General features: G+C 44.5%; 9 protein-coding genes. 1 reads left to right on the top strand and 8 read right to left on the bottom strand.

Annotation, left to right across the window (positions count from 1 at the left end):
- Window positions 1–105: 105 nt before the first annotated feature.
- The 4 genes from proB to rplU all read right to left on the bottom strand — a co-directional run bounded on the left by proB (window position 106) and on the right by rplU (window position 2,955).
- Window positions 106–1,227, bottom strand: a complete 1,122-nt coding sequence (gene proB, locus CRENPOLYSF2_RS09535) for a glutamate 5-kinase (protein ID WP_087143721.1) — start codon at window positions 1,225–1,227, stop codon at window positions 106–108.
- The gene (gene cgtA / locus CRENPOLYSF2_RS09540; protein WP_087143722.1) at window positions 1,214–2,248 is read right to left on the bottom strand and encodes an Obg family GTPase CgtA; all 1,035 of its coding nucleotides are present in this window, start codon (window positions 2,246–2,248) and stop codon (window positions 1,214–1,216) included. The genes proB and cgtA overlap by 14 nt, the downstream gene beginning before the upstream one ends.
- Window positions 2,249–2,368: 120 nt before the next feature.
- A complete protein-coding gene (gene rpmA / locus CRENPOLYSF2_RS09545; RefSeq protein ID WP_087143723.1) occupies window positions 2,369–2,626 on the bottom strand; it encodes a 50S ribosomal protein L27 in 258 nt (85 codons plus the stop codon).
- 17 nt (window positions 2,627–2,643) lie between these two features.
- The gene (rplU, locus tag CRENPOLYSF2_RS09550; RefSeq protein WP_087143724.1) at window positions 2,644–2,955 is read right to left on the bottom strand and encodes a 50S ribosomal protein L21; all 312 of its coding nucleotides are present in this window, start codon (window positions 2,953–2,955) and stop codon (window positions 2,644–2,646) included.
- 263 nt (window positions 2,956–3,218) lie between these two features.
- Here rplU and ispB point away from each other — a divergent pair, with 263 nt between their 5' ends.
- Complete coding sequence (ispB, locus tag CRENPOLYSF2_RS09555; RefSeq protein WP_087143725.1) at window positions 3,219–4,229, top strand: octaprenyl diphosphate synthase; 1,011 nt, start codon at window positions 3,219–3,221, stop codon at window positions 4,227–4,229.
- On the opposite strand, the gene recD is transcribed toward ispB, so the two are convergent.
- From recD to CRENPOLYSF2_RS09575, 4 genes are all read right to left on the bottom strand, one after another.
- Complete coding sequence (gene recD, locus CRENPOLYSF2_RS09560) at window positions 4,223–5,878, bottom strand: exodeoxyribonuclease V subunit alpha (RefSeq protein WP_087143726.1); 1,656 nt, start codon at window positions 5,876–5,878, stop codon at window positions 4,223–4,225. The two genes, ispB and recD, sit on opposite strands and share 7 nt — an antisense overlap.
- Before the next feature lie 80 nt (window positions 5,879–5,958).
- Window positions 5,959–6,834 (bottom strand): PA4780 family RIO1-like protein kinase, encoded by an 876-nt coding sequence (locus CRENPOLYSF2_RS09565; protein WP_087143727.1) that lies wholly within the window; start codon window positions 6,832–6,834, stop codon window positions 5,959–5,961.
- A 193-nt stretch (window positions 6,835–7,027) separates the two neighbouring features.
- Complete coding sequence (locus CRENPOLYSF2_RS09570) at window positions 7,028–8,257, bottom strand: TIGR03862 family flavoprotein (protein WP_272867703.1); 1,230 nt, start codon at window positions 8,255–8,257, stop codon at window positions 7,028–7,030.
- Between the two features lie 408 nt (window positions 8,258–8,665).
- The gene (locus CRENPOLYSF2_RS09575; protein ID WP_087143728.1) at window positions 8,666–9,652 is read right to left on the bottom strand and encodes a calcium-binding protein; all 987 of its coding nucleotides are present in this window, start codon (window positions 9,650–9,652) and stop codon (window positions 8,666–8,668) included.
- Window positions 9,653–9,963: the final 311 nt, after the last annotated feature.

Here is a 9,963-nt window from a genome sequence, read left to right on the forward strand (position 1 = left end):
TATATCGGCAAGCCTCTGATGGTGTGAGGTTAATCCCGTTGACTTTCGATTTGATGTACTAGCTTTGGCTTGGTTTAAAAAGTGTACGGTACTGAAACGCGTAACTTAAATTAACACCATATTGTCACGATGGATAAGCGCCATATCATCCAAATAGCCCAAAATAGCTTCAAATTCTGCGCTGTTTTTACCGGCTATTAATTGGGTTTCGGTTTTGCCGTAATTGATCAGGCCACGGGCGATTTCGACACCGCTTTCATCCAGACAAGCTACCAATTCGCCGCGTTCAAATTGGCCCGATACCGATTTTACCCCAATAGATAATAAACTTTTGCCGTCACTTTTCAGCGCATAGGCAGCACCGGCATCAAGAATCAACTGGCCTTTAAGTTGTAATTGCCCCGCTAGCCAGCGTTTTCTGGATACTAAAGGCTCTGCATCGGGTAAAAAATGTGTGCCTAGCTGTTCACCAGCCAGCACTTTTTTAATAACATCGTCGATAACACCGGCAGCAACAACGGTGGCAGCACCTGAGCGGGAAGCCAATCGTGCCGCCCGTACCTTGGTATACATGCCACCGCGACCTAAACCACTGCGACTTTCACCGGCCATCGTTTCTAAGCGAGTATCATTAACACTGATTTCAGGGATTAACGTGGCATCAGGGTTAACGCTGGGGTCGCTGGTAAATAAACCGTGTTGATCGGTCAGGATAATCAGTAAATCGGCTTCGATTAAATTGGCAACCAGTGCAGCCAGCGTGTCGTTATCGCCAAAATGGATCTCTTCGGTGGCGACGGTGTCGTTTTCGTTAATAATGGGCACTGCACCAAAATTAATCAGCGTTAACAGCGTACTGCGTGCATTTAAATAGCGCTTTCGATTAGATAAGTCATCGTGAGTGAGCAGAATTTGCGCAGCGTGCAAACTATGTTGCTGAAAATTATCATCAAACACACGTACCAAACCCATTTGACCAATGGCGGCGGCGGCTTGTAATTCGTGCAGGGTTTTGGGTCTGGCTTTTAGTCCTAATCGGCACATGCCTTCGGCGACTGCGCCGGATGACACCAATACCACATCAATGCCTTGGCTTCTTAAATCAGCCATCTGCTTAACCCAGGCGGCGATAGCGGTTTTATCTAAGCCTTGTCCACCACGGGTGAGTAAAGAACTGCCTATTTTTATGACGACGCGCTTAGTGTGGGTAAACTCAGACCGGCTCATGGGATTGTTGTCGTTGTTGTTCTAAAAATGCCATGATGGCATAGGATAATTCTTGTGTACCTTCGCCATTGATAGCAGAAATTCTAAACACCGGCTGTTGCCAGCCCAGTGTGTCAATAATTTCTTGGCATTGTGCGTCGGCCTCATCTTCCAGCAGTTGATCAATTTTATTGAGCACCAGCCAGCGCGGTTTAGTGGCGAGATTGACACTCCATTTCTCCACTTCACGGATGATTTTTTGTGCGGCTTGTACTGGTGTTACGTCGCTGCCATAGGGTGCTATGTCAATAACATGCAGCAACAAACCGGTGCGATCCAAATGCTTAAGAAATTGTAAACCTAATCCCGCACCTTCTGCCGCACCTTCTATGACACCAGGAATATCGGCAATCACAAAGCTGCGCATATCATCGACACGTACCACGCCCAGATTAGGGTATAAGGTAGTAAATGGATAATCGGCAACTTTGGGGGTGGCGGAAGATACTGCTCTAATCAAACTGGATTTACCTGCGTTGGGCATGCCTAATAAGCCAACATCGGCAATTAAGGTCAGTTCCAAATTGAGCATCCGGTGTTCACCAGGCGAGCCTTTGCTGGCTTGTTGTGGCGCTCGGTTGATGCTACTTTTAAAACGGGTATTACCAAGACCATGAAAACCGCCTTGTGCAACCAATAAGGTTTGGCCCGCTTCGGTTAAATCGCCAATAATTTCTTGGGTTTCGGCATCGGAAACTTGCGTGCCTAAGGGTACGGGGACAAAGCAATCGTCGCCTTTTCTGCCAGTGCAGTTACGCCCCATACCTTTTTGCCCTGGTTGGGCACGGTGTACAGTATGATAGCGAAAATCCACCAAGGTATTGATATTTTCCACAGCAATCAAATACACACTGCCGCCATCGCCGCCATCGCCGCCGTCAGGGCCGCCCATAGGGATATATTTTTCGCGCCGAAAACCTACTGCGCCGTTGCCGCCATTGCCGGCTTCGACACGTACTTCTGTTTCGTCAACAAATTTCATAATTTACACGCTGAGTTTAATACTGGGTCGATAGTAACAAAAAAGCCCCGCCGTTGATAATCAGGCGAGGCTTTTAGAAGTCGCTAGCTTTGCATTGTAGGCAAAGCCAGACAAGTTGCTTTAAGCGGCAACTATACTGACATACTTGCGACTGTTAGGACCTTTCACTTCAAAAATCACTTTACCAGGTGCTGTGGCAAACAAGGTATGATCTTTGCCAATTCCCATGTTTGTGCCTGGGTGAAAATGGGTACCACGTTGACGAACAATGATGTTGCCTGCCAGCACATTTTCACCACCGAAACGTTTTACACCCAAGCGTTTTGCATTGGAGTCGCGCCCGTTACGGGTACTACCACCAGCTTTTTTATGAGCCATCTGTCACTCCTAATCGGTTAAGCAGAAATGCCAGTAATCTGGATTTCTGTGTAAGACTGACGATGCCCCATTTGTTTCATGTGGTGCTTACGTCGTCTAAATTTAATAATTTTAATTTTTTTATGTCGGCCTTGAGAAAGTACAGTAGCTGTTACCTTACCGCCTTCAAGAAAAGGCATGCCGATTTTGACAGTGTCGTCTGTTTGAATCATCAGCACTTTGTCAAATTCGACGCTAGCACCCTCTTCGAGTTCTAGCTTTTCTATTTTTAAATAAGTACCTTCTTCAACGCGGTACTGTTTACCACCTGTTTGAATTACCGCATACATCCGAGCAAGCTCCATCAAGCATTAATCTGTGAAATAACTGAACAGACGATTATATTTTTAAAGACCACACAAGTCAAACATAAGTTTAATACCTGCCTAAATTATGATGCTTTTATAATAAAAGCAGGCCGTTTACCAGTAGCATACTTTATTCAATAGGTTGTCTGATTCAGTCCCTGTTCGGGTATAATAGCGCAGTTACTTTATTTTTCATAGATTATTCTCATGAAAGCAATCAAAATTCATACACTTAGCGTTAAATGATGGTATCGCAATTATATTCAGCTTCGGCAACCGCCCCACACATCAATTTCGATTCTATCAAGGCTTTAACAATAACTGAGGCTAAGGCCGTTGATCAGTTAATTATTGATGAATTAAGTTCGGATGTTGTACTTATTAATCAGATGGGCCACTACATTGTTGGCAATGGCGGCAAGCGGCTACGCCCTATGCTGTTGTTGTTGGCAGGCAAGGCATTAGGCGGTACCAGCCATAATCATTTAATTTTGGCAGCGGTGATTGAGTTTATCCATACTGCCACTTTGTTACACGATGATGTTGTTGATGAATCTGATTTAAGGCGTGGTAAAGAATCGGCCAACGCAGTGTGGGGTAACGCTGCCAGTGTATTGGTTGGCGATTACCTGTATTCGAGCGCCTTTGAAATGATGGTGCGTACTGGCAATATGCGGGTGATGGAGATTTTGTCCAAAACCACTACCGCGATTGCCGAAGGCGAAGTATTGCAACTGTTAAACTGCAATAACCCAGAAACTACCGAAGCAAAATATCTGGAAGTCATTGCCAGAAAGACCGCTATTTTATTCAGTGCAGCAACACGTTTAAGTGCCGTAATATCAGGTGCGTCGGCTACAGTTGAAGCCGGTTTAGCAGAATACGGCCAGCATTTAGGGATTGCTTTTCAGCTGATTGATGATGCGTTGGATTACACGTCTAGTCAAGAAGAGCTGGGCAAAAATCTGGGCGATGACCTCTCTGAAGGCAAGCCGACGCTGCCTTTAATACATGCGATTCAAAAAAGCAGCCCTAGCGAAGCCAAAATTATTATTGACGCAATTAAGCAAGGTAATCGTGAGGCTTTTAATGAGGTTTACGCCATCGTGCAAAGCACCCAAGCAATTGCTTATACAGAGCAACGCGCTGACGAAGAAATTGATAAAGCGATTAATGCATTGGCCGTTTTAGACGCTTCTGAATACAAAGATGCTTTAATTGCTTTGGCTAAATTTTCGGTGCAGCGGCATTACTGATTTGGGCTGTCTGTTACCTGCTTAAACTTATCAATTAAGCCGGTAACACGTTCAATTTTTTGGCTGACGGTGGCGGTAAAAATCGCCTTGCTGGCCGATAGTGTAATGGTTTTTTTGGCACGGGTGATGCCTGTGTACAGTAGTTCTTTAGTCAGTACTGGGTTAATTGTATCTGGCAGTACCAGTAAGACTTCTTCAAATTCAGAGCCTTGGCTTTTATGAATCGTCATCGCAAATACGGTTTCACACGCAGGTAAACGTGATGGTAGCTGCTTTTTAATCTGGCCATTGGCATCTTGAAAAAATACCATTAGTTTATTATCTTGGTCTTTATCCGGCAAGCACAGACCAATATCTCCATTATACAAATGCAATGCGGCATTGTTTTGGGTAATCATGATAGGCCGTCCTGCGTACCATTGCCCGGATAAATAGATGCGTTTTTGAGCGAATAATTTTTGCTCTACCCGATAATTAATGTCGCGTACACCTTTTTTACCTTGGTGATTGGAACACAGCACCTGAAAGCGATTAAACGCATTATAAATAACACTAAACGTCGCCTCATTTTTAACCAGCATTAAATAGTTATTCTGCTGCTCGGCAATATAACTGATTAAATCAGATGCCAGTAACGATACTGTCTCATTAGGTTTTTGTAGGCATTGCCATGCGGCCTCTGGTTGCTGCTGATTAACCGCGACGGCAAATTCTTTAATGATACCGCCAAAGCGATGCGATTTTTTCAGTTCAAGCGTGTGTAAAGGTAATGCGGCGGTTAAATCAGTTAATACCGCGCCGGATTCTACTGAGGCTAGCTGGTCTTGATCGCCTAATAAAATCAATCGCGCCCCCCGCTTTAGAGCGGCTAATAATTTACTCATGAGTGCCAAGTCAACCATAGAGGCCTCATCGACTACGATTAAATCGTGTACTAAAGGATTGTCGGCATCATGGCGGAAATACGGTGAAGGAGGGGTTGCGCCCAGTAAACGGTGTAGCGTGGTAACCGTTTCGGGGATTAACTGTTTTATTGCATTGGTACACGGCAGCGCGGCTTTATTTGCACCAATAGATTCTTGCAAGCGCATGGCTGCTTTACCAGTAGGTGCGGCAAGCGCAATATGCAGCGGAGGCTCGGCCAATTCTTGCAGCAAAGCGAGAATTTTAACCACCGTAGTGGTTTTGCCGGTACCAGGGCCGCCAGTAATAATACTAAAGCATTGCGTAAGCGCTATTTTTGCTGCTTCCCGCTGCCAATCTATTTCTGCTGTTGGGGGGAAATAACGATCAAGTGCGGTATCTAATGGCTGTGGGGGTTGGCGAGTGTGCGTCATGGCTTGGATTTTTAAGGCTAACTGGTTTTCATAATGCCAGTAGCGATGTAAATACAGACGATCGTGTTCGACAACTAAAGGTAATGGTGTGTAGGCTTGCTCAGCTAACACAGCTAAGCCAGAGGCTAAAACGAGGCTTTTGTGTTCCTGATTAATGCGAATACAATTATGGCCTTGGCTTTGGTGATAGGACATAAACCTAGCCAGGTCTTCAAAGGCGCGTTGTTGGTCGTCAATTAAAGCCGAGCGTTGGCTTAAAAAGCGCGCAAAAGCGTTATCGAGTCGGCTAAAAGCAAGGGATTTTTCTAACATGTTTTTTTCAGGCAATGTTGCAGACGCTATCTATTGTCCATGAAACACGGGAAAAAAATACAACAGATTTATCAGGAATATCAATCATAAGGTCTTTTATTGGGATTGACCCGTGTTGGATTGAGACGTTCTTTACGTAACATAGCTTCTTCACGCACGTCATTAATTTCGCGCATAATGCTTTTAACATCGGCTTTTTGTGTGCTGCTTTTAAAGCGTCCTGTCAGTTCAATTGCAGGATGCAAGCTACCCGATTCATACAGTTTCCAGATTTCTTTACCGTATTGTGTGGTTAATAGAGCAGGGGCAAAACGGCCAAAATAAGCGGCTAGATTATCAACATCGCGCTCTAACATTTTGGCGGCATTATTATTAGCAGCGGCATCTACGGCTTGCGGCAAATCAATAATGACTGGGCCATGCTCATCAACGAGAATATTGTACTCAGATAAATCGCCGTGAATGATACCGGCACACAACATTTTTACCACTTCGGTGACTAAAATTTTGTGATATTCCAAGGCTTGTTCGGAGGTTAATTCCAGATCGTTGAGCCGTGGTGCCGCTGCGCCGTTGACATCGGTAATCAGCTCCATTAACAACACGCCTTCCACAAAATTGTAAGGCTTGGGCACGCGCACATCCACCGCAGCTAAACGGTAAAGTGCATCAACTTCGGCAGTTTGCCAGGCAGCTTCTTGTTGCTTGCGGCCATAGCTAGTGCTTTTTTCCATCGCGCGTGCTTGTCGGCTATTACGTACTTTACGGCCTTCTTGATACAGTGCTTGTTTATGAAAGCCGCGTTTATTGGCTTCTTTGTAAACTTTGGCGCAGCGGACTTCCCCTTCCGACACCACGACATAAACTTCAGCTTCTTTGCCGCTTTTTAAAGGTCGCAAGACTTCGGTAATAAGTCCATCACGCACCAAAGGTTCCATTCTTTTGGGTGTTTTCATTATGCTTTTACCTGTGCTGTTAAGATCACTGAGGGTGTAAAAGTTTTGCTAGGGGCATTTGTATTTCCTAGAATGTGTTAGGTGATTGACATGAAAGAATATCCCAAATAAAGTGACATTTGTCCACGAAAAGCATGAAAAATGGCTTTATATTTCGTGGCGTTCGTAGACAATTTTTTGGGCAGATTCATTATTAGAAATTATCTTGTTGCGATTGTAGCCAGGTTAATGCGCCCAAGCCTGCGGCACGTCCGCTAGCAAAGCAAGCGGTCAATAGATAGCCGCCGGTGGGTGCTTCCCAGTCCAGCATTTCACCGGCGCAAAAAACACCGGGTAATTGGTTTATCATTAGCTGATCGTTTAAAGCATCAAAGCGTACGCCTCCTGCTGTGCTAATGGCTTCATCAATGGGGCGGGTTGAGGTTAGTCGTATTGGCAACTGTTTAATAGCAGTGCAAAGCTTAGCAGGATCATCGAAATCAGCAAGGCTGAGTACTTCGCGCAGTAAAGCGATTTTAATCGTGTCCAAATGTAAACGTTTGCGTAAATAATTACTCAGTGATTGTTTGCCGCGTGCTTGTGCCAGTCGATTGATAACATATTCTATGCTTTTATCGGGGGCTAAATCGATATGAATCTCTGCATAGCCTTGACTTTCAATACGTTCACGCGCCAAAGCAGACAGCGCGTAAATCACACCACCTTCCACGCCGTTTTCGGTAACAATAAATTCTCCCGCTTGTTTAAAGCCTTGTTTATGTGGACAAGCTAAAGACAAACGCACATTTTTGACCGGCTGTCCGGCAAAATGCTCACGAAAATACGCATTCCAAGTGACGTTAAAACCACAATTTGACGGTTTTAGTGCGTTGACCCCCACACCTTGGTCAGCCAATAATGACAGCCATGCGCCGGTTGAGCCCAGCTTTTTCCAACTGCCACCACCTAACGCTAAAATGATAGCATCGGCGTGAATCTGCCGTTCACCTTCTGGCGTGTGAAAACGCAGATGTTGGCTGTTGTCAACCCAGCCTTGCCATTGGTGACGACTGTGAAAACTGACACCACTCGCACGCAAGCGATGCAGCCAAGCACGTAACAACGGGGCGGCTTTCATGTCTTTAGGAAATACGCGCCCAGACGAGCCAACGAAAGTTTTTATACCTAAGCCATGCGCCCAGTGCTGTAAAGCGTCGGGATTAAAATCATTTAACAGGCGTGTTAAATTAGATGCATGTGACTGATAGCGCGCTAAAAAATCATTAAATGGCTCGGCGTGGGTAAGGTTCATGCCACCTTTACCCGCTAATAAAAATTTTCGCCCGACCGAGGGCATCGCATCATAGACATCAATTTTAAGGTTGGCGGTGCTCAATATTTCCGCCGCCATTAAACCGGCAGGGCCGCCGCCGATGATAGCCACTGTATGCGGCCGAGGGGGAGCTTTTGTAACAAATGGCTGAATGATGTTTACTCTCCCTGCTAGGGTCTGTGAGTTGCTTGCTTAGCTCGGCATTATATAACGACTGTGTTGTGTTTTTGCGTAATTATTTGCACACTACCGATGGATTAAGATCGACGCGATTTATTTAATATATTGATTGTTATGTATAAATTTAATACTGGCTCGGTAGGAATTTAATAAATTAATGTTATTTTTGGTGGATTCAACTTAACTAAAAATGAGAAAAACTTATACAGCGCTCGTACCTATTGCGAGGCTAATTGACGATTTTGATCGGTTTTTGCACGTTCCTAAAGATAAAAACAGGCAGACAGCAATGGGCTGTTTGCCTGTTTTTTACACCAGAATAAATATAAATTTTACCGCTTAACTGATATGTCCATTGATACCAATAAATCCGGTCACGTCACCCACAATATCCACAGAAGTGATGGCGTTAGCGGAGTGTTGTTCTAAAACAGCGGTATGTGCCCCGTAAGCCGGAATGTTAATTAAAAATGCCGCTGCCTTATTTATATTGACACTGAGAATATTGGTTTTAATAAATTGGTAAGCTTCTTGCGCCAGTCCAAGTGTATTGATGCTGATATCGGCACCATTAAGTGTCTGTTGTAATGTAATAATGCCGTTGGTGACTTTATAAGCCCCAAAGTGTGCCGAGTCTGCGGTGTCTTTACTGATGCCAGCGATAATGACCGATGAAGCTAAATCCAGTTTATCGTAGGTATCGAAAGTATTTATGCGGTCAAAGTTTATGGGAATGCCAAATAGATTGGTTTGCAATAAACTGTCGCCATCAGCAATATGCACAGTATCAGGGTTTGTGGCACCCGTTGTTAAGTAATAGGTATCTTGTCCTACGCCACCCCCACCATACAGGTGATTAATACCTGTTCCGCCTGTCAGAACATCGCTACCTAGCTCGCCATAAAGTGTGTCATTGCCTATACCGCCATCTAACACGTCGTTACCGGCATTGCCGTTAAGTGTGTCATTGCCAGCATTGCCGTTAAGCGTGTCATTACCTGTGCCCCCCGACAGTTTATTGGCGGCCGAATTACCCAGTAAGGTATTATTTAACGTATTGCCGGTACCATTAATAGCAGTCGAACCGGTTAATGTCAGGTTTTCTATATTGTTACCGAGTAGGTAAGTGATGGCACTTTTAACTGTGTCAAGGCCTTCATGGCTGTTTTCTACCACCCTGTCGCCCGTGCTATTAACAATGTAAATGTCACTGCCTGCTAACCCAAACATTTTATCTTGCCCAGCTGAATTATTGGAATTCATCGTATCATCAGCAGCAGTGCCAATCAGTGTATCGTTTTTTACTGTACCTGGTTTTAAAGCCATAGAAATTGCCTCTTAAAATTAAATGATAAAATTCACCTGACATGGTACGTTAGTGATGATTTATTTGCAAAATATCTCTGTTAGCTTTTTAAAAAGCACTCATGTGGGGTATTCTGTGGTTTTTAATAATACACTTGTCAACAGGATTGCCTACAAAAAACACGAAAGGCATTAAATACAGCGTTTTCACAGTTCAATAGTTACAGTGTAACCGTTCGCACTGAGCTTGTCGAAGTGTGCCGTTCATGCTTCGACAAGCTCAGCACGAACGGTGGTTGTAACTGTCCTAAGGAACGCGCACGAAATAACTT

It is taken from the genome of Crenothrix polyspora (assembly GCF_900163755.1).
GTDB lineage: Bacteria > Pseudomonadota > Gammaproteobacteria > Methylococcales > Methylomonadaceae > Crenothrix > Crenothrix polyspora.